The following is a 24,986-nucleotide window of genomic DNA, read 5'->3' as shown; positions in this document are numbered from 1 at the left end:
GCGGCGAGTGTCCCCACGTGAGGTAATCGGCATCCACAGATACCTGCAGAAAACCGATATGATGGCTACAGAAGGTTCGCACAGGAGCCGACAATTCACGGCAGACCTGCTTCAACGAAGAGCATGTAAGGACTGGGCAGTATGGCAGAGGCAAACGGTACAGAAACATCACACACCCGTACCGTACCCGAGCCTGACAGCACTACCTCCGCCGATACGGTAGTTGACCACCCACACAATGAGCGCCGCCCTAAGATTACCCGTGGCGAAGAAGGACTCACCGAATGGGAGCGCCGCACCGATAAACCGCTTTTTATCGCCTCGCTCCTGTATCTTGTCGCCTACGCCGCGCCCATTGTAAGCACGCGTATTAGCGCACCACTTGACGGCATCCTCAATATTTTTCAAATGATACTGTGGGCGCTTTTCGCGGTCGATTATTGTGTGCGTCTCTACCTAGCGCCCCGGCGCATCTACTTCTTCACGCACAACCTGATGAACCTCGCCATTGTGCTTCTGCCAGCATGGCGTATCGTGAGTTTCTTGGCAATGCTCCACATGACCGCCAACCGCCAGTACAAACTGCTCTCAGAACTGGCCGTTAAACTCTTTGGATACACACTGATCTTCGTGATCATGGCGGCCCTCGCTATCTTCTCCATTGAGCAAGGTGCCCCAGGTGCCCTCATCAAAGATATCTGGACGGCGTACTGGTGGACTCTCGCAACACTGGCGACCGTGGGCTATGGCGACGTATACCCCGTGACCGTACCCGGCAGGGTTATTGCCGTGGTTGTCATGATATACGGGGTCGGTCTGTTCGGAGTGATTACCGGTGCGCTTGCTACCTGGGTGATCGAAAAAATTAGTGGAGTCACTGAAGAAGACCACGCTGCAACAAAAGCTGATATTGAGGCACTTCACGCCGAAATCGCCGAGCTGAAGGCGATGCTCGCCATCCGCATGGGAGACGGCACGGTACACCATCCACCCGAAGAACTCACCCAGGAATTTCTCGCCTCCCACCGCAATCATGATGCTGATAACGAAGAAGACGATCACGAGCCCGAACAACCAATGGAACTGCTGGAAGAGACTAAGCAGACGCTCACGGTGATTCGTCAGAAGATCGCGGTGCGCCTGGGACGTGATTCAGATTAGAGCACACGTGAGCCGCTCGCGGAGTTAAATATACGGTTTAATAGGGGTATGAGCGAAAACCAGAATGCCCAGAACACGAACGTCACCGATGACTTCGAGCTGCCCGGCGTGCCCGATGCGTTCCAGCGGCTCTGGACACCGCATCGTACCGCTTATGTGAGTGGTGGGCAGCAGGACCATACTGAGAAAACCTGCCCATTCTGCACAGCCCTTTCGCGCAGTGATGAGGAATCGCTCATTGTTTATCGTGGAGAGCACGCTTTCGCTCTACTCAATCTGTACCCCTATAATCCGGGGCATCTGCTCATCTGCCCGTACCGCCATATTCCGCTGTACGATCAGGCGAGTGAGGAAGAAACTCTCGAAATGGCACGCCTGACTCAGCGTGCGATGCGGGTTTTGCGCGAAGTTTCCCATAATGACGGGTTCAATATCGGCATGAATCAGGGCAAAGTTGGGGGAGCGGGTATAGCCGATCATCTGCATCAGCATATTCTTCCTCGCTGGAGCGGTGACACCAATTTTCTACCCATTATTGCCCATACAAAAACTATGTCTCGAACCCTTGATGACATGCGCCAGATTATCGCGGACGGGTTCGCTCGCATGCCCTCATAGCCCCGCCTGAACGTTTCCGACAGTTATGTTACTTTGAGGGGCTATGAAACATTCACGTTAAGCCGCGTATGCAGGTATACTTCATGAGTGTTCCGAAGTCTTAACGCGACGTAAAAATACGCTCGTGACCTGCTCTTTAATCGCAAAATTGCTCTTGAAATCCTCCACACTCAACCATCATCTGGTACATTAATGCTTTTAGCGTGTGCATGTGGCAGGATAGAGATAGCAACATCACCGCTTGAAGCGCTCTTCCGGCTTCAACAATTAACCGCATACCAACCACTCTCGAAAGCTGGTTTGTTGATGACAACATCCGCCGCTGGGTACAAGCGTACCCTTTTATCTCTCGCTCTCACGGGCTGTATTTTAGCTACGCCTGGATGCGTGGCATCCTCTCCCATGAGCCACAGCGGCGGAAATTCGACGGCATCTGAGGATAACCGAAACTCCTATGACGACGCCAGCGGCAACCCAACGCCGACAGCGGAACCTTCCCCTGTCAAGATCAAGCCCAGTGGGCCTGCACTCTTGCCTAGCGGCGCTCAAGCACCCCTGACACCCAGTGAACAGAACCGTTATGACAACGGAGAATTTGTCGCGGCTACCGAAGAGCACCCCGCTTATAACGTTCACGAGCCTGAATTCGACCCTAAAGTCAAAGAGCAGGGTATTGAAGGGCCAGAAACGTTGCTTAAACGTCTCGCAAAATTCCATGAGTATGAGATTCTTACCAACCACGAAATGACTGATGAAGAGTCGCTGCAATTTTTCACCAAAGACTATAAATTTACCGAGCGTCCTTCGACGTTTGACACCCGCACCCCCGAAGACCGCGGGGATACGCCCGAAGAGTCCATGAAGTTTGACGATATGACCTCGGCGGGGTATTGGCCTGTGAACCCACTCTATAAGGTAGAGATTCTAAGCTCGGAAAAAGTCGGTTCTGGGGACTCTGCTGAATGGGTAGTGACGTATTCCTACAAACGCAACCGCTACGCCTGGTATAACGAGGAAAGCCTGCAAAACAACAAAATCTACCGCAACCGCGGTATGAACCGAGAAATGAAAGCCACGTTCGTCTATGTGAAGGGCGAAGGCTGGAAAATCAAAGAACTCGAAGTTTTGAAAAAGCTCTCCGTCTCACTCAGCAGCGACGAATTCTTCAAGAATGAGGAGTACTAGCCTCAGAGGAAAACGACAGCTCTATTCGCGTGTGAAAGGCAGGGTTACACTGAACGTATGAGGTACCCCAACCTGCTGGACTCAATTTTTGATGTTTCCACAGCAGTCGAACACGCACATGCCCTCATCTGGCGTGATGTGCAGTGGCGTGAAAGGCAGCCTATTCTGCGCCTTGAACCCGTGGTGTTGGCGGATGCCTCAGGCGGCACAAGCATAAAACCCAGCGGCGATGTTATGAGCGTTCCCGTGACTCCGGGTGCGTTTCTTGGACTCCGGCTCGCGCTGGACGGTGCTGGGAACCTCCAAAAGTTCTGCGCCGGATACACACGCGGCAATACAGAAACCGGGCAGATACAGCGTGTAGCGTGCCCACAGGGAAACCGCCTAGAGAGCGGGAAACAATGCGAATATTGCGCCGCGCATGACGAGTTCACGGCTCTGCATACCGCGCATCTTTACGCGGGAACGCTGACCCCCGGAATGCGCGCCTACGCACAGCAACCCCACAGGCTTTATATCGCCACTTTTCCTGACGGAAGCTCTAAAGTCGGTACCAGCTCGCAACACTCAACACCGCGTCGTCTGGATGAGCAGGCCGTCGCCACAGCAACCTATATAGCCCAGGCGCCCGATGGGTTGCTGATTCGTGAAGCTGAGGATGCGGTAACTTGCATCGCCAATATTCCGCAGGTCAAACAGGTAGCGAGTAAATACCGGGCCTGGACTGAGCCGCTGCCCGGGGCTCAACTGCGGGCGGCGCATCAAAACACAGTGGAGCGTGCACATGAAGCACTTACCGAATCTGGGTTATTAGCGCAGCTTGCCGCCTTAGATGAATCCTGGGTTCCCTCCGTGGCAATGAGCCGCCCTTACGCGGCGTTGCGTGCGCAAAACCCGGAACCACTTGACGCGTTCCCTAGCATCCTCAAAACCCGCGAGGCAGGTTTCTTCTGCACCGGAGCCGCAGGAAAATTCGTGACCGCTCACGTTGGAGACCCGGAAGCCGCCGTGCTGATCAACACTGCAGAACTCGCTAACTATGTGGTGGAACCGGCAGATACCCTTAGCGCCGTCACGGTACAGACCTCGCTTTTCTAGGTCGTCGTGTTCAAAACTCTCTGGAGGATCTCAGACAGGGGAATATCGTCGCATGCTTAGTGCTTATAGTCAGGGGAGCGGTATCCAGCCCGGTGTATAGCTGGTGCTACGCTGCGAAGGACCCTCGCACAGGAATACACCACAAACGGTATAGAATGGTGAACATGTCAAAACCCCTAATTCGCCTTCTCGGACAGGGCATTCGCTACGCCAGCACACTACGCGGCGGCGGATCAGCATTCCCCGGTCTCGTGATGGAAAAACTACACCCACGATTTGTTGCCGAAGAACTCGCCAAACTGCCCTATGGCGTCGTCGTCGTTTCGGGAACCAACGGCAAAACAACCACCACCAAAATGGCTGTGCAGCTCCTCGAAGCACAGGGACTTAAAGTCTTCACCAACCGCACTGGATCAAACTTCGTGCGCGGTGTGGCGGCGGCACTGCTCGGAGCCATGGACCTTAGTGGCAAACTCGACGCAGACATTGCTGTACTAGAACTTGACGAAGCCCACGCCGTGCACTTCGTCAAAGCCGTCAAACCAAACTACGCATTGCTGCTGAACGTGCTGCGAGACCAGCTCGACCGATTCGGCGAAATTGACACAACCCGCCGCATGCTCTCCACTGTAGCCGAAGCCACCACCGATACTGTGGTACTCAACCGGGAAGACCCGCGCATCCTCTCGCTTGCGCAATCCGTAAAAACCGGAACAAACATCAGCTACTTTGGGCTCAACGAAACGCTGCGTTCCTTCTTCCCCTCGGACGACGAAATGCGCGCCGGAATCAATAACAATCGCGGCGAACTGCCCTCCGCAGACGTTACCCTCACCGCGTTCTCAGGTACCAGCGCAACCTTCGATCTCGCCGGTGAAACCTGCGAAGGAAACATCAACCTCTACGGCATTTACAATATCTACAACGCCGCCGGCGCCATTGCCCTCATCCGTGCGGTTCTGGGTGAAAAACTCAACAAACAAGCCCTCATCGACGAACTCGCTAAAATCACCCCGGCATTCGGTCGCGGCGAAACCCTCAACATCAATGGCCGCCCGCTGCAGCTTCTGCTTGTTAAGAACCCCAGCGGATTCCGCCTCTCACTCGCCAGCGCCAGCGCAGACGACTACGCCACCATGATCACCATCAACGACCAATACGCAGACGGTCGTGATGTCTCATGGCTATGGGACGTAGACTTCGACTCGCTGAGTGACACCGGCGTAGACATGGTCTCAGGGGTACGCGCCTGGGACATGGCGCTGCGCCTCGAACACGACGGTGTCCGAGTGGATGACGTCAACGAAAATCTCAGCGAAGCCCTCAGGAAATTCATCACCACCAGCGGTGACGCGCCCATGCGAATCTTCTGCACCTACACCGCAATGCTCGCCCTACGCGAAGAGCTCACCAAATTCACCGACGTCGAAAGGGTTTCGTAATGACCCACACCATTGCAGGAGAACCGGTTTCAAGCCCCAATAACGGCAAAACCCTGCGCATTCTTCAGCTATACCCCAAAGATATGAACATCTACGGGGACTGGGGAAACACCCTAGCGCTGGCACGCCGCGCACACGCCCATGGGTTCGACGTTGAAATTCTCGACTACAACCCCGGAGATACCTTCCCCGACGACGTCGATATTATTATCGGAGGCGGCGGCCAAGACTCCGGACAAACCGTAATTCAAGAAGACCTGCACGCCATAGGAGCCAAGCTCAAAAAGAATGCAGAAGACGGCATGCCCATGCTCGTGATCTGCGGGCTCTACCAGCTCTTCGGCAAAGAATTCCGCACCCACGAAGGCGAAACCCTCAAAGGTATCAACATCTTTGATGCCTACACGGTTGGCGGCAACGAACGTCTGATTGGCAACATCGTTGAAGACTCACAAGAATTCGGCACCATCGTGGGGTTTGAAAACCACTCGGGACTAACCTACCTCGGCGCAGGATGCGAGCCCTTGGCAACCGTGACCAAAGGCGTAGGGAACAACTCGACAGATCATCACGAAGGCGCTCGCGTGCACAACGTGGTGGGTACTTATCTGCACGGTTCGCTTCTGCCGAAGAACCCGAAGATTTCGGACTACCTAATTGAGGCAGCAGCACAACGCAAATATGGGGAGTTCACCCCTGAAAAAATTGATGATTCGATGGTCGAAAAAGCGCGCGCATCCGCTATGAAACGCCCCCGCTAGGGCAGATACTCGCCACAACATCCAAACAAACCGCGGGGTGCACACCAAAACTTTGACGGTATGCACCCCGCGAAACGCAGGTATGAAACTATCCGAGAACCGCGCGAAACCGGTATAGTGTAAAAGTATTGTGACGTGGCAACAGGGCAAGTACGCCGCCACGGGCGAAGAAGAGACAAGGGAGATACGAATGTCGGGTCACTCTAAATGGGCCACTACAAAGCATAAGAAAGCCGCAATTGACGCTAAGCGCGCGAAGGCTTTCGCAAAATTCATTAAAGCTATTGAAGTTGCGGCTCGTATGGGCGGCGCAGATATTTCTGGTAACCCCGCACTCGACCTAGCCGTCTCCAAGGCAAAGAAAAACTCTGTACCCAACGACAACATTGACCGTGCTATTAAGCGTGGCGCTGGGCTCACTGGTGAAACCATCGATTACACCGAGATCCTGTACGAAGCTCGCGGGCCCCAGGGCACCGCGCTCTACATCGAGTGCCTTACCGACAACCGTAACCGTGCGGCGTCAGATGTTCGCCTAGCAGTCACCCGTAACGGCGGCACCATGGCAGATCAAGGTTCGGTCGCCTTCCTCTTTGAACGCAAGGGCGTTGCCGAAGTTACCAAGACCGACGGTCTGACCGAAGACGATGTTCTTATGGCTGTGCTTGACGCAGGTGCCGAAGAAGTACTCGACGAAGGCGATGTCTTCACGGTTGTATCCGCTCCCACTGACCTGCCTGAAATCCGCAAAGCACTGGATGAAGCGGAACTTGATTACAACAACGACGACCCCGTATTCCGCCCCACCATGCAGGTAGACCTCGATCTTGAAGGCGCTAAGAAATTCCTCAAACTTGCAGACGCCATCGAAGAACTCGACGACGTGCAGAACGTATACTCTAACGCCAACGTCTCTGCTGACGTCATGGAACAGCTAGAGGCAGAGTAAAAGCCTTTTAACCTCATGCCCGAGCACGGTTACAATGCGGTGCCAGACACCGGCATCGCAGCCACTCGGGCATGAACTATATACACAGCGCAGCCAGCGCAACAACGAAAGAGGACCATGAACGCATCTACGCAAGAAAACCATCCTCTTCGCAATGAGCCGCGCTCTGCTGGCGCCACCCGCATTATGGGTGTAGATCCGGGGCTTACCCGCTGTGGGCTTAGCATGATTGACATGACCGCCAACCGCAAAGCCAGCTTCATCAACGTGGGGATCGCGGGAACCGCCGCCGCTGAGCCTCTTGATGAGCGTATTCTGCGGATTTTTACCGTGACGCAAACCTGGCTTGATACCTATCAACCTGATGCTCTTGCTATTGAACGCATTTTTGCGCAGGAGCAGGTCAATACGGTGATTGGTACGGCCCATGCCTCTGGGGCGGTTATTTCTGCCGCGGCAGTACGCGGCATTCCGGTCTTCTTTCATACGCCTTCTGAAGTGAAAGCCGCCGTTACCGGCTCGGGGCGTGCAGATAAAGCCTCGGTCGGTCGTATGGTTACCAAGATTTTGGGGCTGGAAAAAATTCCTAAACCCGCCGATGCAGCAGATGCTTTAGCGATCGCAATCTGTCATGGCTGGCGCGGTGGCGGCATTGGTTCTGGCATTAATATGTCAGCGAATACGCAGACTCACCAGGGGTCACGCCCCGTGCGTGCACAGCATGCGAAGCTGACACCAGCACAACGAATCTGGCTTGAAGCTGAGGCAAAGACACGACGCTAAACTTATATCGGAAATATTTTCGATAAAGATTGCTATAAACTGTACATTCAGAAAAATATTCTAATATACTGGATGATGGCACCCACGTTGGCAGGGTCAAGGTAACAAGAGAGGGAAAAGATGATTGCGTCGTTAACGGGGCATGTAACCCATGTAGGGCTAGAGAGCGCAATTCTTGATGTCAATGGGTTTGGTATGCTCGTTCGGGCTACAGCACGTACCCTCTCAAATCTGCGCACGGGATCGACTGCAACCTTGTTGACCTCTATGATCGTGCGTGAAGACTCCATGACTCTCTACGGGTTTGCAGAACCTGCAGAGCGAGAGGTCTTTGAGATGATGCTTTCGGTTTCGGGGATTGGCCCGCGTATCGCCCTTGCCGTCTTGAGTGTGCATACTGCTACCGAGGTTGAGCGAGCCGTTGCAACCGGCGACGATAAAGCCTTTACCAAAGTTCCGGGGATCGGGCCGAAAAGTGCGCGGCGCATTGTGCTAGAACTGGCTGGTAAACTCATTTTGAGCGAAGGTCAGGCCGAAGAAAACGCTCCCGCCCAAGGCATCGCATGGAAGCCCCAGGTTATGGATGCGCTCACCTCTTTAGGGTGGAGCGAAAAAGACGCAGATGCCGCAATCGACGCTTACGTGCAGCATAACCCAGATGCAGAAAAGGAAGCCGTTAGTGCTGCCCTGCGAGGGGTACTTGCCTCTCTGGGAGCGCAGAATACGGTGGGGCGGCATTAGCGGTACGCCAGTGCCGTAGGCTAAGAAGACTCGGTGTTCTCTTCCATAAAGGACGATATTGTGACTCAGAATCCATACGATAACGCTACATCCGGCGGATACGCGCCAGGGCAGGTTCCTGGGCAACGTCTGGTTGCAATGGAAGAAGAACCTGAGGAGAAAATGATTGAGGCGGCGCTGCGCCCTAAGTCGCTTGACGACTTTGTAGGGCAAAAGCGTGTGCGTCAGCAGCTTTCCCTTGTGCTCGAAGCCTCAAAAATGCGTGGGCGCAGTGCCGACCATGTATTGCTTTCCGGTCCTCCCGGGCTGGGCAAAACTACCCTGGCAATGATTATTGCCGCTGAGATGGAGGCACCGCTTCGTATTACCTCCGGACCAGCAATTCAACATTCGGGTGATTTGGCTGCGATTCTGTCTTCACTCACACCGGGCGAGGTACTTTTTCTTGACGAAATACACCGTATGAGCCGCCCAGCAGAAGAAATGCTCTATATGGCGATGGAAGATTTCCGTGTGGATATTGTGGTTGGCAAAGGCGCCGGAGCAACTTCGATTCCACTTGAGCTTCCTCAATTTACGTTGGTAGGTGCCACAACCCGGGCAGGCCTGCTTCCCGGACCGCTGCGTGACCGTTTTGGTTTTACCGGGCACCTTGAGTTCTATTCTGTGCCCGAGTTAGAACTTGTACTTCGCCGAAGCGCCGGTTTGATGGATATGCGTATTACGAGTGAAGGATATGCCGAGATCGCCGGTCGTTCGCGCGGAACCCCGCGTATTGCAAACCGTTTGCTGCGCCGTGTGCGAGACTGGGCGCTCGTCAATGATGTTCATGATATTAACTCTCATGATGCCGCGACCGCCCTTGATATGTATGAGGTGGATGCGCGCGGCCTCGACCGTCTAGATCGCGCCGTTTTAGAGTCTCTTATCCACAAATTCGGTGGGGGACCGGTGGGTCTTTCAACTCTTGCTATTGCGGTGGGGGAAGAAACCGAGACTGTAGAAACTGTCGCTGAACCTTATTTGGTGCGTGAGGGTTTGATCGGTCGCACCCCGCGCGGGCGCGTAGCACTGCCTGCGGCTTGGGAACACTTGGGGCTTGAGGCACCTGAAATTAACCTCTAGTACCCGCTGCTGCTCAGTGAGAGCGGAGACTAGGTACAGGCACCGTCTTCGTTGCGATACACCTTTGTGTGGGTTATAAGCTAAAAATGGTGCGTTAGCTATCCGCATAAAAGGTGCCCGAGCATTGTCAAAACGGCGAATATTGCTTGAGAAAACCTACACGCAGATCATGAAACGAGTAGGGAAACACAGTCCTCTCGCGTAGGATGGATAGGTAGTGCACAGATAAAACGTCAAAATATCCGTAGGAATTACCAACCTGCGGCGGTGGGCTTGCGCCTACGGAGAGGAAACATATGGACGTCAATTCGCTTATGATGATTCTTGTCGTCGTCTTTGCTGGGTTTTTAATTTACAGCAGTTTTAGGCGGCAGAAGCGTCAGTTCCAAGCGCTGCGGGATATGATCGCTTCGCTTAAACCCGGGGACGAAGTCATGACACGTGGGGGTCTATACGGCAAAATTGTCTCCGTTGATGCTGAGGCGCAGAAAGCCAAACTTGAGATTGCTCAAGGCACCGTCATCACCATTAACCCACACTCGATTGCGCAGGTTATTACGGCTGCTGAAGATTCTGCCGAAGGTGCTGGCGCATCCGAAGAAACAAGCTCTGACGTTTCAGAGACCAAAGAATAACTGGTCAAGGAGTTTCGCCGCTAAAAGGGGGAGCTCCTTATCTCATGCACATAAGAATATCTAGAACATAGAACTAGTAAGGGGCACATATGGCTAGGCGTTCACCGCTTGCAGCCGCGCGAGGCGCCCTCGTCTCGATGGTTTTGCTCATGATCCTTATGGCCGCTGGTATTTTTGGTACCACGCAAGCCGGTGGGTCGTGGGGAGCAAAACTAGCACTTGATTTATCTGGTGGTACCCAGATGATCCTCTCACCCAAAGTGAACGGGTCGAACGACACCAACGTTAGCCAGGAGCAGCTGAAACAGGCCGTTGAAATTATTCGTCAGCGCGTTGACGGTGCGGGCGTTTCGGAAGCAGAAGTTACAACGTCCTTCGGCTCTGGAAACAACGTTGTGGTTTCGGTTCCTGGAAATATCAGCCCAGAAACCCGTGAGCTTATTCAGGCATCCGCCAACATGACCTTCCGCGCGGTGCTGCAGTCCTCATCGCCCGGTACAGCAGTACCTGAGGAATCACGCACTCCTGACGATAAACTCCCAAAGCCTACCGCAGAGCCACAGGATGGTTCGGATACCAACTGGATTACTCCTGAGCTTTATAAAGAGTTTGAGGCTAAAGACTGCTCCGCGGGCAATAATGAAGATGCGGAAGCGGCAGACCCCAAGAAAGCTATCGTGGCGTGCTCTACCGATGGCAACGAGAAATACATTTTGGGCCCGGTAGAACTCAACGGTAACGATATTTCGACGGCAAGTCACTCGCAAGAAACTAGCGGGCAGGGCATTAACACCGGTCGCTGGACCGTGAATATTGAGTTCAACGACTCGGCCCGTGAAACTTTTAAGAACGTGACGACTCGTCTGAACGCTATTCGCGGTCAGAGTCCGAACGATCCCCGCAGCCGCTTTGCTATTATGCTCGATGGTAAGGTTTTGTCGTCGCCAGTCTCGCAGGCGGTTATTGCAGACGGTAAGCCGCAGATTACCGGTAACTTCTCAGAGCAGGAAGCTAAGAATCTTGCCGATCAGCTGAAGTACGGTGCTCTCCCGATTAGCTTCTCTATTCAATCAGAGCAGCAGATCTCTGCAACTTTGGGCGCAGAACAGCTTAAAGTGGGTATTCTGACCGGTCTGATTGGTCTGCTTTTGGTCTTCGTGTACTCACTGTTCCAGTACCGTCTGCTCGGGTTTGTGACAATGGCTTCTTTGGTGGTCGCGGGCATTATCTCATATGAAGCTATTGTGCTCTTGGGATGGGCCTTGAATTACCGACTCTCCCTGGCTGGTGTTGCTGGTTTGATTGTGGCAATTGGCGCGACAGCAGACTCCTTCATTGTGTATTTCGAGCGTATTCGTGATGAGATTCGTGCCGGACGTACAATACCGGCGGCTGTCAGTCACGGGTGGAAGCGAGCGTCCCGAACTATCCTGGCTTCTAAAGCTGTGAACCTTCTGGCGGCAGTAGTGCTGTATGTGGTCTCGGTTGGTTCGGTGAAGGGCTTCGCATTTACCCTGGGTCTTACCGCGATCGCCGACTTGGTTGTGGTGTATCTCTTCACTCACCCGGCGCTTACTCTGCTTGCAAATACACGATACTTTGGCGAGGGTCACCGCCATTCCGGGCTTTCACCGGAATCCTTGGGGGCAGCGCCCCTATACCGAGGCGCCGGTCGTTTCCGCTCGTCAAAGGAATCTACACTTAGTATTGCGGAGCGTCGACGTGCTGAGCGCGCCGCCACTGCGGAAGAAACAACAAATGATGAGAAGGAGGCGTAATCATGGCTGCTGAAGTTAAGCCTAATGTTTTTGCGCGCTTCGGTAATGACCTGCACTCGGGTGCCCGGTCTTATCCTTTCATCGGCAAGCGTCGCCTCTGGCTCTTACTTGCGGTTCTGCTGATGGCGGTATCTGTTGCCATACCGCTTGTAAGCGGTGGATTTAACCTGGGTATTGATTTCCGTGGCGGCTCAGAATTTGTGGTATCTCGAACCACTCACACTGAGGTATCTGAGGGCGAAAACGCCGTGAAAGAGCATGCTCCCTCGGCTTCAGATGTGCGTGTTACAAATATCGCCCCCGGAACTATCCGCGCTCAAATGAGCAAGCTCTCTGATAACGAAACCCTCAGTGTCAAGAAAGCTCTGCAAGATGCTTATGGTGTGAGCGAGAACGACGTAACCTCTTCTTACGTTGGTCCTACCTGGGGCGAAGACGTAACTCGCCAGGCATTCTTTGGGTTGATCGTGTTCGTGATCCTTGCCCTGATCGGCATGGCGTTCTATTTCCGCACGTGGAAGATGTCGCTGGCCTCTATAGCCGGGTTGCTTTTTACCGTAGTTGTTACGGTAGGAATTTACGCGGCTCTCGGATTCGAGATTACCCCGAGTGCGATCATCGGTTTCTTGACAATCTTGAGCTACTCACTGTACGACTCGGTGGTGGTTTTCGATAAGATCCGTGAGAACACCGAGGATGCTTTCTCCCGTAAAGACAGGACATTTGCGGAAGACATTAACCTTGCGGTTAACCAGACGCTAGTGCGTTCAATTAACACCGCTATTGTTGGTGTTCTTCCGGTGGGTTCGATCCTCTTTATCGGCGCGTTTATGCTGGGCGCCGGTACTCTGCAAGATCTCTCACTGTCATTGTTCGTCGGTATTCTGGTCGGCATGGTCGGTACACTCTTCGTATCGGCGCCGCTTTATGGAACCCTACGTTTGGGCGAGCGGAAGATCCTCGCCCACACACGTAAGGTTGAGGAATACCGCGCGAGTGGTCAGGCAGAGGCGGATGCCGCATCTGAGGATGACGATGATAAACCGCGTAAACGCCGTAAACCGAGTTTTGAAGTCAACGTTATAAACGCAGACCAATAACTTGACTGGGGCATATAAGTGAATAATCATAGGGGGCGTTCTCACAAGAGCGCCCCCTATGGTTTATGTAACACCTACAATAAATCTTGAAAGTTTCACTGTATGAGTTTGCCGCATTTGCACAACAGTGAGTAGGATAAATAAACACATGAGAGTCTCACTCAAGATATCGTAATATCGCAGGTTTTATGGTGATGCGTGGGTCGACGATGATTCTCAATACGTGGAGGGCACGAGGAAGAAGGCAGAAAGATGAGCGCAGCAGGATCTCCCGTAATCCCCGATAACGAAGGCGGCATGCAGACGCAGCCGCCTAAGAAAATTGTGCGTGGCTCTCACCGTGTGATGGCGGCATCCGGACGTGTGCCTAACCGTTTGGTTTTTGGTCGCCGCATGCTTTCAACATCTGGGGGAGCCAACGAAAGTGCGTCTGTACGTTTCTCACCGCTTTTGGCGCCTGTTGTACGCGCCGTGCGGAAATATCACCCAGATGAAGATATTCAAGTTCTGCAGCGTGCTTTTGACATAGCGAATAAATATCACGAAGGTCAAAAGCGTAAAAGTGGCGATCCGTATATTACCCACCCCGTTGCCGTGACCGCGATTCTTGCTGAAATGGGCGCGACCGGTCCTGTCTTGGCAGCGGGGCTTCTGCATGACACAGTCGAAGATACCGAATACACTATGGAAGAGCTCACAGAAGAGTTCGGCGAAGAGGTTGCTTACCTTGTTGATGGTGTGACAAAGCTCGACAAAATGGCTTATGGAGAGCACGCATCCATCGAGACTATTCGCAAACTCGTGCTATCGATGAGTAAAGATATTCGTGTGCTTCTTATCAAACTTGCCGACCGTCTGCACAATGCACGTACTTGGCGTTTTGTAGCCGCAGGGTCGGCGGCGCGGAAAGCCGAAGAAACTCTTAAAATTTATGCTCCGCTGGCCCATCGCCTGGGACTCAACACCATCAAGTGGGAGCTTGAGGATCTATCCTTCGCCGCGATGAGCCCCGAAATATATGCCGAAATCGTGCGTATGGTGGGGGAGCGTACCCCTAAACTTGAAAAATTTCTTGATGAATCACGCAGCAAAATTACAGAGCGTTTAGACTCGGTGGGGCTTGAAGCTACGGTGACAGGCCGCCCGAAGCATTACTATTCCATTCATCAAAAAATGAAAACCAAAGGGCGTAGTTTTGACGAGATTAACGATATTCTCGCGGTGCGCATTATGGTCGAAACGGATGAACAATGTTACACCGTTTTAGGGCATATACTCTCACTCTGGCCCGCTATGCCGGGGCGTTTCAAAGATTATATTAAGAATCCTAAAAATAACAATTATCAATCATTACATTTGACGGTTTATGGGCCGGGTAATTTACCGTTGGAAATTCAAATCCGCACCTATAAGATGCATGAGGAAGCGGAATACGGTGTTGCCGCACACTGGCGATATAAAGCGGCTTCGCGGGGGGAGAAAATAACCCAGCAGAAACACGAGCCGGGGGCGCATACCTCCGCCATGAATGTGGGGATTTTGCAGTCTATTGCCGAAATCTCTAATTCCAACCCCGAGTCAGATAAATTCTATGAGTCTTTGGCGGAAACTCTCGATACCGATGAGATCGTGGTGCTCACCCCCGACGGTGAAGCAATCGCTCTTCCCGCCGGTTCAACTCCCGTAGATTTTGCTTATGCTATTCACTCTGAAGTGGGGGATCGTACCGTTGGCGCTAAGGTGAATGGGCGTCTAGTGCCACTTCATACAGTACTGCCCACGGGTTCAACAGTCGAAATTACGACCACCAAAAATGAGGATGCTGGTCCCAGCGAGGACTGGCTCAAATTCGTGCGTTCATCACGAGCGCGAACAAAGATTCGTCAGCATTTCGCAAAAGAACGCCGTCTTGAGGCTCTGGATCGCGGGCGTGAAGCTCTCACTAAGAGCATGCGCAATAATGAGCTGCCGCTGCAGAAGATGATGAGCCCGGAGCTCATGACGCAGGTAGCTCAACAGCTGCACAAGAATGACGTTGCAACACTATACCGGGCAATTGGTGAGAACGAAATATCGCCAAAGCAGGTGATTAATTCTCTTGTCGAGCTCTATAACGGCGACCAGATTGAAGAATCTGAGGTTGAGGTTAGCGACTTTGATGAGACCCTGCTTAAGCAGACTCACCGTGCCGTCAGCGATAACGGCGTGGTCGTTCCAGGTGCCGAGGGCGTGCTGACGAAGATTGCACGATGCTGCACACCGGTTCCGCCCGATGACATTATTGGCATGGTGACTCGGTACAACGGTATTTCGGTACATAGGCGCGACTGCCCCAATATGCGTAATGCCGACGAGGAACCCCGTATTACCACGGTGGAGTGGGCTTCCTCACCTGATGTCATGTACCGCGTGCAGATTCAGGTGGAGGGCCTGGACCGTAAGGGTCTGCTCAGCGACCTCATCCGAGCTATTTCAGAGGCCGGAGTAAGCATTCTGGATGCGCGCGTGCATACCTCTGAGGATCGTACTGTCATCGACCGGTTTGCGGTTGAGCTAGGGGACAGGTTTATGCTGGAGCATGTCTTGAACGTTGTGCGTAACGTTGCGGGCGTCTATAAGGCGTATCGTCTCACCGGTGCCAAACCAGCGGCTGCATAGTCTACAGTAGGTGCATGAAAATCTGCGCAGGGTGTGTAAAGCGTGTAAGCAGGGCATAGCTAGGCAGATAAACACAAAAATTCCGGGGTCTCCCAGATAGGGAACACCCCGGAATTTTTGTACCTTCGTAAGAAAGGAGGAACAAGCTTTAGGCGTTGAAACCTTCAAGGGTTGCCGCCCAGGCGCGGCGCGCCTCCAAAGCCTCCTGCGCCTTGGCGATCTTCTTAGCATCGCCGGAGGCCTGTGCTGCCTGTAGCTCAGACTCAAGCTCGGCGAGCGAATCCTGGATCTGGGTGAGCAGCGAGTTTGCGCGGGCTGCCTTAGCGGGATCGTTCTTCTTCCATTTAGCGGCTTCTGCACCGTTGATTTCATCCTGAATCTTACGAAGTTCAGAATCTATACGGCGCAAATCTGCGCGCGGAACTCGACCGGCTGCATCCCAACGATCAAGGATCTTCTCAAAAGCCTTTTTAGCGGCAGAAATGTCGGTTACCGGCAACAGGGCGCGAGCTTCAACTAGCAGAGCCTCTTTAACCTTGAGATTCTCGGCATATGCTTCGTCCTGTTGTGCTTCGGCGGCGTTGCGGGCATCAAAGAAGACATCCTGAGCGGCACGGAAACGCGCCCACAGTTTATCGTCCTCACGGCGAGAACCGCGCGGAACTTCCTTCCAAGCACGCATCAACTTGCCGTATTCACGTGAGGTCTCAGACCAATCGGTTGAAGAAGACAGCTGTTCAGCGCGAGCGATCAGCTCTTCCTTCGCGCGTTTGATGCGGGCGTTACGGTCGTCAAGCTGCGAGAAATGCGCCCGACGGTTGCGGTCGAAGGTGGTGCGGGCGGCGCGGAATCGTTTCCACAGCTCGTCTTCAACTGATTTCGCCAAATGAATTTCACGCTGGGCTTGTTTCCACGCATCGAAGAGTTCGTTCATACGGGCGTGAGAATTCTTCCAATGGATTTTCTCAACATCCTGAGCCGCAATCTGCTCAGCCTCAGCAACGATCTCTTCGCGCGCCGCCAGAGCACGTTCACGGTTCTCGGCACGTTCCTGCTGCTGAGCCTCGCCCAGCTTAATAATGCGTTCGTTCAATGCGGACAGGCGCTCCTGCAAGCTTGCGTAATCGCCCACCATATTGCGCACACCAATTTGCGCACCGATGGAGGTGATACCCTTTTGCAGATCTGCCGCCGGGGAATTATTCTCGACACGCGATTCGAGCAGAGAGACCTGTGCCTCAACGTTCTCGAACTTGCGGGCGAAATATGCCAGGGCTTCTTCTTCGGAGGCACCGGGCAACTGCCCTACGGCGTACTCTTCACCCTCAACAATCACAAAAACATGACCGTCATCGGATACACGACCAAACTTACGTGCCTGCTCAAGGTTTACCTGGGTGTCGTCGGATTTAATAGTCACCGCTATAACTCTCATTCACTAGGGGCATGAAAAACCAATCGGAAGAATAGGCTCTATGTCATGCCGGGGAAACGTCTCATGGCTATAGGTCGAAACATATAGCGCATCTATACAGCATAGCGGGTGTATACAGTTTATACATCCTATAGCAGCATGTGACGCGCCAGAATAGGCGCGAAGTTTTGCGGTTCGCTGTGGGCGCATCCTTGCTATCATTAAAAGGCTGTGCGCGTCACATAATATGGCGCACATCTGATACCACGATTTCAAGGAGAGAAGCATATGGCTCGTAAGGCATCGCTGTCTGGTTTTCCGGAGTATTTACCGGCTGAACGACTTGTTGAGAACTATGTTCTTGACACTCTGCGTAAGACCTTCGAGCTTCACGGTTTTTCTTCGATTGAGACCCGTTCGGTTGAGACTATTGAGCAGCTTCTTCGCAAGGGTGATATTGATAAGGAAGTTTACTCGGTCTCTCGCCTGTTGGATGATAACGCCACTAAAGCTAAAGAAAAACTTGCTCTGCATTTCGATCTGACCGTGCCTTTCGCGCGGTACGTCGTTGAAAACGCCGGGTATCTGAATTTCCCATTCTCTCGATACCAGATTCAGAAAGTTTGGCGCGGCGAGCGCCCACAAGAAGGGCGTGCACGTGAGTTTACCCAGGCTGATATTGATGTTGTGGGTGATGGTGAACTGCCTTTCCGCTACGATGTAACCCTCGCTCTCGTTGTCGTGGATGCACTCTCAAAACTTCCTATTCCCGATTTCAAACTTCGGGTGAACAACCGCAAGCTTGCTGAGGGCTTTTATCTTGGGCTGGGACTTACCGATACAGCCGCGGTGCTGCGTTCCATTGACAAACTTGAAAAAATTGGCGCGGATGCGGTGGCGCAGGAACTTCAGCGTGAGGTTGGCGCCTCTGAAGAGCAGGCTCAGGCAGCCCTAGAGCTTGCGCAGATTCGTACCGAGGATTCATCTTTTGCGGCTCAGGTCCGTGAACTCGCTGAGCGGTACAAGGTTGGGCATGAACTTCTTGATCGAGGTGTTACAGAGCTTGCCGAAGTTATCGATGAGGCTGCCCGCCGCGCTCCCGGAAAAGTTCTTGCCGATCTATCTATCGCACGCGGGCTGGATTATTACACCGGTACTGTCTATGAGACTGTGCTCGTGGGACATGAATCTTTGGGGTCGATTTGCTCGGGCGGTCGGTACGAGTCGCTGGCCTCGAACGGGAAGAAAACCTATCCCGGAGTCGGGCTGTCAATTGGGGTAACCCGCTTGGTGGCGCGCATCCTCTCGCAGGGGTTTGCGCAGGCTACCCGTAAGGTTCCCTCTGCGGTATTTATCGCCCTCACTAATGATGAAGGCTGGTCTGCCGCTAACGATGTTGCTGATGCACTCCGGTCGCGTGGTATCGCCTGTGAAGTTTCGGCGAATGCAGCCAAATTCGGTAAGCAAATCAAATATGCTGAAAAACGCGGTATTCCCTTCGTATGGTTTATTTCGACGGAGGATGACGGCAAGCTGGCGCACGAGGTCAAGGATATCCGTTCGGGGGAACAAGTTGCTGCGGACCCCGCGAGCTGGATGCCGCCAGAAGAAGACCTGAACGTGCGTGTAGTGCCTGCCGAGAGCATCAGCTCATAAAATATTGAGGGTGTCGCCACACTATAGTGAGTGGCGGCATTACAATGGGAAAATGCGCACGCAGTGTGCGTATCTTAAAAATCAAGCGCATGCACCCGGCTACTGTCTATAGTCGTGAGGTGCCTGCAATGAAAGGAATGCAGTGCTTCGCACCCATACCAATGGCGAGCTCACCGCCGCCAACATCGGAGAAACCGTAACCCTCACCGGCTGGGTAGCTCGTCGTCGTGACCACGGCGGCGTAGCTTTCGTCGATTTGCGTGATCGCGCGGGCGTTACCCAGTGCGTGTTCCATAACGAAGATGATTTTGAACACCTACGCAATGAATACGTTCTGCGTGTAACCGGTCAGGTGACCAAGCGCCCTGAGGGAAATGAAAACCCGAATCTTGCAACCGGTGAAATTGAGGTTGAAGTTTCTGCGGTCGAGGTTCTCAATACTGCGGCACCGCTTCCATTCCAGATTGACGAGCATGTTGAGGTTGGTGAAGAGGCGCGTCTGCGCTACCGTTACCTCGATCTTCGCCGCCCCGAACCCGCTCGCATCATGCGCCTGCGTTCCGACGCTAACCGCGCGGCACGCAACCTGCTTGCTGATGACGGTTATCTAGAGATTGAAACCCCCACTCTTACCCGATCAACGCCCGAAGGTGCCCGTGACTTCCTGGTTCCTGCGCGTTTGGCACCTGGTTCTTGGTATGCGTTGCCGCAGTCACCTCAGCTGTTTAAACAGCTCCTGCAGGTGGGCGGCATTGAAAAGTACTACCAGATTGCCCGATGCTACCGCGATGAGGACTTCCGCGCGGACCGTCAGCCTGAGTTCACTCAGCTCGATATTGAGGCATCCTTCGTAGATCAGGATGACATTATTGACCTAGGCGAACGCATTGTCGAGGCTGTCTGGAACCTGATTGATGTGCATATTCCCCGTCCTATTCGCCGTATGACCTATACCGAAGCGATGGAGAAATACGGTACCGACAAGCCAGATCTGCGTTTTGGTCTTGAGTTGACCGAACTTACCGATTACTTTGCCAACACCACTTTCCGTGTGTTTAAGGCTCCCTACGTGGGTGCCGTGGTGATGCCTGGCGGTGCTTCTCAGCCGCGCCGCACCCTGGATGCATGGCAGGAATGGGCAAAGCAGCGCGGTGCGAAAGGTCTGGCCTATGTACTCGTGCAGGAAGACGGCGAACTGACTGGTCCTGTTGCGAAGAACATCACCGATGAGGAACGTGCAGGTCTTGCTGCAGCAACCGGCGCCAACCCCGGGGACTGCATCTTCTTCGCCGCCGGTGAAGCTAAACAGGCGCGTGCTCTGCTAGGCGCTGCCCGTGTTGAGATCGGCCACCGTACCGGCCTTATCAAGGACGGCGAGTGGTCGTTCCTGTGGGTAGTAGATGCGCCTCTCTTCGAGTCTGCCGCAGAGGCCACCGAGTCAGGAGATGTCGCGCTGGGGCACTCAGCATGGACTGCCGTGCACCACGCCTTTACGGCGCCAAAACCCGAGTTCTTGGATACCTTCGACAAGGATCCCGGTTCGGCGCTGGCATACGCCTACGATATTGTCTGCAATGGTAACGAGATCGGTGGCGGTTCTATCCGTATCCACCGCCGTGACGTGCAGGAACGTGTTTTTGCGGTCATGGGAATTGGCGAGGAAGAAGCACAGGAGAAGTTCGGCTTCTTGCTGGACGCCTTCAAGTACGGCGCACCTCCGATGGGCGGTATTGCATTCGGATGGGATCGCATTATCTCGCTTCTTGCGAGGGTAGATTCAATTCGCGAGGTTATTGCCTTCCCGAAGACCGGTAACGGCTATGACCCGCTGACTGCCGCACCCGCGCCGATCACGCCGCAGCAGCGCAAGGAAGCAGGCGTTGATTTCAAGCCGAAGAAGAAGGATGAAGACGAGAAGTAGTTCTTACTTGAAAATTCCTGCGTGTGAGCGCTGAGAGGAAAGCGGGCTGTAGATACACCAAGGTGTATATGCAGCCCGCTTTCGTCGTTTCGGCGCGCATTCGTGTATGGGTTAGCTATTCTGGAAAGAGTCCCCGTACGAAAGGCATGAACCTATGCGCATCCTCATGACAGGCGCCAGTGGCAGCGGCAAAACCACATTTGCCGGAAGACTTGGTGCGATTTTAGGCATACCGCATACCGAAATGGATTCTTTGCATTGGGGCGAGAACTGGACGCCCCGCCCCAGTTTTGAAGCAGATGTGGATGAGCTCGCGGCGCAGGATTCGTGGATTACAGAATGGCAGTATTCGCAGGTACGTGAGCGTCTTCTAGAGCGTGCTGATACCGTCATTTACCTGCATTATCCGAGATGGTTTGTTGAGCAGCGGGTTATTCGAAGAACCCTGCACCGAGCAGTGACTCGTGAAGAACTTTGGGCCGGAAATACTGAGCCGCCTCTGTGGAGCGTTTTTACCGACCCCGAAAATATGATTCGCTACACCTGGAGCAGCTACCCTAAATATGCGCCTCTGATGGCCGAAGCACGCAGAAATCACCCTGACAAACGATATATCGAATTCCGAACACCCCGTGAAGCAGAGAAATTTCTGCAAGCGGTACAGCTTCGCGGAAGTATCTGAACGTCTTATAAACATCGAAAGGCAGAGCATACCCATGCGAGTTATTTTGCAGCGTGTAAGCCGCGCATCCGTGCGTGTAGAGAATAAAATCGTTGGGGCGATTGAAGAAACCGGGTATCTTGCACTCGTCGGTATTACCCATGAGGACGGCGAGGCCCAACTGGCGAAAATGGCGGATAAGACCGCTAACCTGCGCCTTTTTGATGGCGAAAAATCCGCGCTTGAGGTTGATGCGCCCGTTCTCGCCGTTAGTCAATTCACGCTCTACGGAGATGCGAAAAAAGGCAGGCGCCCGTCGTGGTCGAAAGCGGCTCCGGGCGCTGTCAGCGAGCCGCTTTTTGAGGCTTTTGTCCAGAAGCTCCGCGCTATCGGGCTCCGTGTTGAAACAGGAGTTTTCGGCGCCGATATGCAGGTTGAACTCGTTAATGACGGGCCGGTAACCCTCATTCTCGATAGCGAAACCCTCTAGATACCGCATGTACGCACGGTAGAGTTGAAACATGGCAGATTCGCTTTTTGACCTTGACCTTCCAGACGACGAAGATCGCGTAAAATTTACGTCCGCACCGTCTTCACGTACCGCATCCCAAGCGCCCTTGGCAGTACGTATGCGCCCGCGTCACGTCGATGAAGTTTTTGGACAAGCCCATCTGCTGACCCCAGGGTCTCCACTTCGTGTGCTTGCCGGTGCCGATAAGTCTGGACCAGCAGGACCTTCGTCTGTTATTTTGTACGGCCCTCCCGGCACCGGGAAAACCACATTGGCGCATGTCATCGCACGTGCGCCGGGGCGTAAATTCGTCGAACTTTCCGCTATCACCGCCGGAGTTAAAGACGTTCGCGCCGTTATGGACCAAGCACTTTTAGACCGTGACATGTACGGCACCACAACAGTGCTTTTTCTTGACGAGATTCACCGGTTTACAAAGGCTCAACAAGATGCGCTGCTGCCCGGAGTCGAAAACCGCTGGGTTATTCTTGTGGCGGCAACGACGGAAAACCCCTCGTTCAGCGTGATTTCGCCTCTTCTTTCACGTTCACTTTTGCTTCGAGTGCATTCTTTGGAGCCAGCCGATATTGAGTCTTTAATTAACCGAGCGCTCGAAGACCCCCGCGGGTTCAAGGGTGCTGCTGTGATTGATGAAGATGCTCGTGCCCACCTTGCCGCAGTCTCCGGTGGCGATGCACGCCGCTCGCTGACTTCTTTAGAAGCGGCCGCCGCCATAGCCTTCAGCGAGCATGAACAGGTCGAATCCCCGGACGAGAACGCGGAATCTGGGGGAGAGGTAAACCCTAGAGAACCCGTGCGCATTACTCTGGCACATGCCCAGGAAGCCGTTGACCGGGCTGCCGTTCGCTACGATAAAGGCGGCGATCAGCACTACGACGTGATTAGCGCCTTCATTAAATCTATACGCGGTTCCGATGCTGATGCCGCCGTCCACTATCTAGCGCGCATGCTCGAAGGCGGCGAAGACCCACGCTTTGTGGCGCGGCGCATTATGATTGCGGCGAGTGAAGATATCGGTCTTGCCGATCCGCAGGCGCTTCAAGTAGCGACCGCCGCCGCCCAGTCGGTGGCGTTGGTCGGCATGCCAGAGGCGCGTATTATTCTGTCGCAGGCGGTGATCTACTGTGCCTTAGCGCCCAAATCAAATGCGGCATATGTGGCTATTAATAAGGCAATAGCGGATGTACGATCTGGGCTTTCGGGGCAGGTTCCAGCTCATCTTCGAGACGCCCACTATGCGGCCGCCGCCGACTTGGGACACGGTGACGGATATATTTATGCGCACGACGAGCCGGGGCATGTGGCGGCTCAGCAGTATATGCCGGATACCTTGCGGGATAAGGTCTACTACGAGCCGACGCCATACGGATTTGAACGAACCCTGGCTGAACGGCGCGAGCGTATCCGAGAAATTCTGAATCGAGCCGATAGCTAACCGAACAGAAAAGCGGTATGCACCACCTCGGCCGTGGTGTATACCGCTAGAGTGAGATGTGATAGATAAACTCCGAATGCGCACCAGACTCTTATGAGCCCGGAAGTCGGTCGCACATCCGGTGTACTGCCTTTATTCTATGACATGGTAAAGATTCGGTAAAGGAACTTCTGTCATAAAGTTTTGAGGGAGTGTCATAATGTGTTCTTGCGCATGGTTGAGAACACAAAATTTGTGCGGTACTCAGCTAGATTCTGAATGCGAACCACGGTAGACTTGATGGGTCTGGCAGTCTCGTTATACCCACTATATAGCTCAGTATATTGTGTTCAGTGGGAATAACGCTGACGTAGTGCTGGGGTACTCTGCCCCAAACTCTCCGCCCCACCACCCGGTGCGGGTAAACCGAGGAGGCCAGCTCCAAAAAGATAAGAGCCCTTAGCGTGAATACATGGGGGTTCTGCACTATGAAAGGTAATTGTGGCTAAAAATAACCGCACCCGCCGTACCGTGCGTCAGTCCCGTGCTTTGGGCATCGCACTGACCCCGAAGGCAGAAAAGTACCTTGAGCGCCGTCCTTATGGCCCCGGTCAGCATGGTCGTGCCCGCAAGAAGGCTGATTCTAACTACGCTACCCAGCTGAAGGAAAAGCAGCGTCTGCGCGCTCAGTACAACATTCGTGAGGCACAGATGCGCCGCGCATACCTTGAAGCAAAACGTGTCGAGGGTCAGACCGGTAAGAACCTGGTTGAGCACCTTGAGACCCGTCTTGACGCTCTGGTTCTGCGTTCGGGCTTTGCTCGCACCATTGCACAGGCTCGTCAGATGGTTGTACACCGTCACATTATGGTTGACGGTGTGCGCGTGGATCGTCCTTCGTTCCGCGTCAAGCCCGGTCAGCTGATTCACGTTCACCCGAAGTCTGAGAAGACCACTCCTTTCCAGGTCGCAGCTGCGGGCGAGAACCAGGCAGTTCTGCCTGAGGTTCCGGCATACCTGAACGTCGAAATCGAGAAGCTGCACGCTAAGCTCGAACGAGCCCCCAAGCGCGAAGAGATCCCTGTGGTCTGCGATGAGCAGCTGGTTGTTGAGTACTACTCACGCCTAGCATAATCTCGAATTTTCGAGAAGGTAACCCCTACCTACGGTTCGGCTGTAGGAGGGGTTATTTTTATTGCATGATGTCTTGTGAGCTATTACCGGTTTAATAGACGGTACAACATTTATTGAAGGTGTTTACTTGCTTCGGAACCCAAAATTCAGGTCGGTGGTGTATGACTAAACCTGAGGATTATTCCTTGATGTTGCATCTTATGCATGTCTTATAGAGTTT

General features: G+C 53.6%; 21 protein-coding genes. 20 read left to right on the top strand and 1 reads right to left on the bottom strand.

Features of this window, described 5'->3' with window-relative positions; genetic code table 11:
• Positions 1 to 141 precede the first annotated feature (141 nt).
• The 14 genes from HMPREF2804_RS07345 (at position 142) to HMPREF2804_RS07280 (ending at position 16,034) form a co-directional block, all read left to right on the top strand.
• Positions 142 to 1,161: a potassium channel family protein gene (locus HMPREF2804_RS07345; RefSeq protein WP_070627825.1), complete on the top strand. Its 1,020-nt coding sequence runs from the start codon at positions 142 to 144 to the stop codon at positions 1,159 to 1,161.
• A gap of 48 nt (positions 1,162 to 1,209) precedes the next feature.
• Entirely contained in the window at positions 1,210 to 1,779 is a 570-nt protein-coding gene (locus tag HMPREF2804_RS07340; RefSeq protein WP_070627823.1) for an HIT family protein, read from the top strand.
• Positions 1,780 to 2,085: 306 nt separating this feature from the next.
• Positions 2,086 to 2,964 (top strand): DUF6318 family protein, encoded by an 879-nt coding sequence (locus tag HMPREF2804_RS07335; protein ID WP_070627822.1) that lies wholly within the window; start codon positions 2,086 to 2,088, stop codon positions 2,962 to 2,964.
• Between the two features lie 57 nt (positions 2,965 to 3,021).
• Complete coding sequence (locus HMPREF2804_RS07330) at positions 3,022 to 4,062, top strand: DUF2797 domain-containing protein (protein WP_070627821.1); 1,041 nt, start codon at positions 3,022 to 3,024, stop codon at positions 4,060 to 4,062.
• A 155-nt stretch (positions 4,063 to 4,217) separates the two neighbouring features.
• Positions 4,218 to 5,504 (top strand): Mur ligase family protein, encoded by a 1,287-nt coding sequence (locus HMPREF2804_RS07325; protein WP_070627819.1) that lies wholly within the window; start codon positions 4,218 to 4,220, stop codon positions 5,502 to 5,504.
• A complete protein-coding gene (locus tag HMPREF2804_RS07320) occupies positions 5,504 to 6,265 on the top strand; it encodes a type 1 glutamine amidotransferase (RefSeq protein ID WP_013399141.1) in 762 nt (253 codons plus the stop codon). The genes HMPREF2804_RS07325 and HMPREF2804_RS07320 overlap by 1 nt, the downstream gene beginning before the upstream one ends.
• Positions 6,266 to 6,455: 190 nt before the next feature.
• Entirely contained in the window at positions 6,456 to 7,214 is a 759-nt protein-coding gene (locus HMPREF2804_RS07315) for a YebC/PmpR family DNA-binding transcriptional regulator (RefSeq protein ID WP_041321796.1), read from the top strand.
• Between the two features lie 117 nt (positions 7,215 to 7,331).
• Positions 7,332 to 7,997, top strand: a complete 666-nt coding sequence (gene ruvC, locus HMPREF2804_RS07310; RefSeq protein WP_013399139.1) for a crossover junction endodeoxyribonuclease RuvC — start codon at positions 7,332 to 7,334, stop codon at positions 7,995 to 7,997.
• Positions 7,998 to 8,117: 120 nt separating this feature from the next.
• Positions 8,118 to 8,738: a Holliday junction branch migration protein RuvA gene (gene ruvA, locus HMPREF2804_RS07305; RefSeq protein WP_048752075.1), complete on the top strand. Its 621-nt coding sequence runs from the start codon at positions 8,118 to 8,120 to the stop codon at positions 8,736 to 8,738.
• Positions 8,739 to 8,876: 138 nt separating this feature from the next.
• Positions 8,877 to 9,863 (top strand): Holliday junction branch migration DNA helicase RuvB, encoded by a 987-nt coding sequence (gene ruvB, locus HMPREF2804_RS07300; protein WP_172461396.1) that lies wholly within the window; start codon positions 8,877 to 8,879, stop codon positions 9,861 to 9,863.
• A 296-nt stretch (positions 9,864 to 10,159) separates the two neighbouring features.
• Entirely contained in the window at positions 10,160 to 10,498 is a 339-nt protein-coding gene (yajC, locus tag HMPREF2804_RS07295) for a preprotein translocase subunit YajC (protein WP_048752078.1), read from the top strand.
• Between the two features lie 89 nt (positions 10,499 to 10,587).
• Positions 10,588 to 12,276: a protein translocase subunit SecD gene (gene secD / locus HMPREF2804_RS07290; protein WP_004004752.1), complete on the top strand. Its 1,689-nt coding sequence runs from the start codon at positions 10,588 to 10,590 to the stop codon at positions 12,274 to 12,276.
• Positions 12,277 to 12,278: 2 nt separating this feature from the next.
• Complete coding sequence (gene secF / locus HMPREF2804_RS07285) at positions 12,279 to 13,376, top strand: protein translocase subunit SecF (protein WP_004004751.1); 1,098 nt, start codon at positions 12,279 to 12,281, stop codon at positions 13,374 to 13,376.
• A gap of 252 nt (positions 13,377 to 13,628) precedes the next feature.
• Positions 13,629 to 16,034, top strand: coding sequence for a RelA/SpoT family protein (locus tag HMPREF2804_RS07280; RefSeq protein WP_048752082.1), 2,406 nt, complete (start codon positions 13,629 to 13,631; stop codon positions 16,032 to 16,034).
• 148 nt (positions 16,035 to 16,182) lie between these two features.
• Here the strand turns inward: HMPREF2804_RS07280 and HMPREF2804_RS07275 are convergent, their stop codons facing one another.
• Positions 16,183 to 17,454, bottom strand: coding sequence for a DUF349 domain-containing protein (locus HMPREF2804_RS07275; protein WP_238382381.1), 1,272 nt, complete (start codon positions 17,452 to 17,454; stop codon positions 16,183 to 16,185).
• A gap of 282 nt (positions 17,455 to 17,736) precedes the next feature.
• Between HMPREF2804_RS07275 and hisS the strand changes: the two genes are divergently transcribed.
• The 6 genes from hisS to rpsD all read left to right on the top strand — a co-directional run bounded on the left by hisS (position 17,737) and on the right by rpsD (position 24,766).
• Complete coding sequence (gene hisS / locus HMPREF2804_RS07270) at positions 17,737 to 19,104, top strand: histidine--tRNA ligase (protein WP_070450370.1); 1,368 nt, start codon at positions 17,737 to 17,739, stop codon at positions 19,102 to 19,104.
• A gap of 142 nt (positions 19,105 to 19,246) precedes the next feature.
• Positions 19,247 to 21,025 carry an aspartate--tRNA ligase gene (gene aspS, locus HMPREF2804_RS07265; protein ID WP_070450368.1) on the top strand — a complete coding sequence of 593 codons (1,779 nt, stop codon included), beginning with the start codon at positions 19,247 to 19,249 and terminating at the stop codon, positions 21,023 to 21,025.
• Between the two features lie 154 nt (positions 21,026 to 21,179).
• On the top strand, positions 21,180 to 21,707 hold the full coding sequence (locus HMPREF2804_RS07260; protein WP_048752089.1) for a P-loop NTPase family protein: 528 nt from the start codon (positions 21,180 to 21,182) through the stop codon (positions 21,705 to 21,707).
• A gap of 34 nt (positions 21,708 to 21,741) precedes the next feature.
• Positions 21,742 to 22,176: a D-aminoacyl-tRNA deacylase gene (gene dtd, locus HMPREF2804_RS07255; RefSeq protein ID WP_048754016.1), complete on the top strand. Its 435-nt coding sequence runs from the start codon at positions 21,742 to 21,744 to the stop codon at positions 22,174 to 22,176.
• A 31-nt stretch (positions 22,177 to 22,207) separates the two neighbouring features.
• Positions 22,208 to 23,653, top strand: a complete 1,446-nt coding sequence (locus HMPREF2804_RS07250; RefSeq protein WP_048754017.1) for a replication-associated recombination protein A — start codon at positions 22,208 to 22,210, stop codon at positions 23,651 to 23,653.
• A gap of 480 nt (positions 23,654 to 24,133) precedes the next feature.
• Entirely contained in the window at positions 24,134 to 24,766 is a 633-nt protein-coding gene (rpsD, locus tag HMPREF2804_RS07245; protein WP_004004741.1) for a 30S ribosomal protein S4, read from the top strand.
• The last annotated feature ends 220 nt before the right edge of the window (positions 24,767 to 24,986 follow it).

Source organism: Rothia sp. HMSC065G12 (genome assembly GCF_001811455.1).
Lineage (GTDB): Bacteria > Actinomycetota > Actinomycetes > Actinomycetales > Micrococcaceae > Rothia > Rothia dentocariosa.
Note: the sequence above shows the minus strand (reverse complement) of the source record. Positions and strands in the feature narration are given on the sequence as shown.

Excerpts from the sequence above, each read along its gene's own strand:
- HMPREF2804_RS07320 (WP_013399141.1), top strand. The coding sequence starts at position 5,504 with ATGACCCACACCATTGCAGGAGAACCGGTTTCAAGCCCCAATAACGGC.
- ruvB (WP_172461396.1), top strand. The coding sequence starts at position 8,877 with ATGGAAGAAGAACCTGAGGAGAAAATGATTGAGGCGGCGCTGCGCCCT.
- HMPREF2804_RS07335 (WP_070627822.1), top strand. The coding sequence starts at position 2,086 with ATGACAACATCCGCCGCTGGGTACAAGCGTACCCTTTTATCTCTCGCT.
- secD (WP_004004752.1), top strand. The coding sequence starts at position 10,588 with ATGGCTAGGCGTTCACCGCTTGCAGCCGCGCGAGGCGCCCTCGTCTCG.
- HMPREF2804_RS07340 (WP_070627823.1), top strand. The coding sequence starts at position 1,210 with ATGAGCGAAAACCAGAATGCCCAGAACACGAACGTCACCGATGACTTC.
- dtd (WP_048754016.1), top strand. The coding sequence starts at position 21,742 with ATGCGAGTTATTTTGCAGCGTGTAAGCCGCGCATCCGTGCGTGTAGAG.
- secF (WP_004004751.1), top strand. The coding sequence starts at position 12,279 with ATGGCTGCTGAAGTTAAGCCTAATGTTTTTGCGCGCTTCGGTAATGAC.
- HMPREF2804_RS07250 (WP_048754017.1), top strand. The coding sequence starts at position 22,208 with ATGGCAGATTCGCTTTTTGACCTTGACCTTCCAGACGACGAAGATCGC.
- yajC (WP_048752078.1), top strand. The coding sequence starts at position 10,160 with ATGGACGTCAATTCGCTTATGATGATTCTTGTCGTCGTCTTTGCTGGG.
- HMPREF2804_RS07330 (WP_070627821.1), top strand. The coding sequence starts at position 3,022 with ATGAGGTACCCCAACCTGCTGGACTCAATTTTTGATGTTTCCACAGCA.
- HMPREF2804_RS07260 (WP_048752089.1), top strand. The coding sequence starts at position 21,180 with ATGCGCATCCTCATGACAGGCGCCAGTGGCAGCGGCAAAACCACATTT.
- HMPREF2804_RS07345 (WP_070627825.1), top strand. The coding sequence starts at position 142 with ATGGCAGAGGCAAACGGTACAGAAACATCACACACCCGTACCGTACCC.
- ruvC (WP_013399139.1), top strand. The coding sequence starts at position 7,332 with ATGAACGCATCTACGCAAGAAAACCATCCTCTTCGCAATGAGCCGCGC.
- ruvA (WP_048752075.1), top strand. The coding sequence starts at position 8,118 with ATGATTGCGTCGTTAACGGGGCATGTAACCCATGTAGGGCTAGAGAGC.
- HMPREF2804_RS07315 (WP_041321796.1), top strand. The coding sequence starts at position 6,456 with ATGTCGGGTCACTCTAAATGGGCCACTACAAAGCATAAGAAAGCCGCA.
- hisS (WP_070450370.1), top strand. The coding sequence starts at position 17,737 with ATGGCTCGTAAGGCATCGCTGTCTGGTTTTCCGGAGTATTTACCGGCT.
- HMPREF2804_RS07325 (WP_070627819.1), top strand. The coding sequence starts at position 4,218 with ATGGTGAACATGTCAAAACCCCTAATTCGCCTTCTCGGACAGGGCATT.
- HMPREF2804_RS07280 (WP_048752082.1), top strand. The coding sequence starts at position 13,629 with ATGAGCGCAGCAGGATCTCCCGTAATCCCCGATAACGAAGGCGGCATG.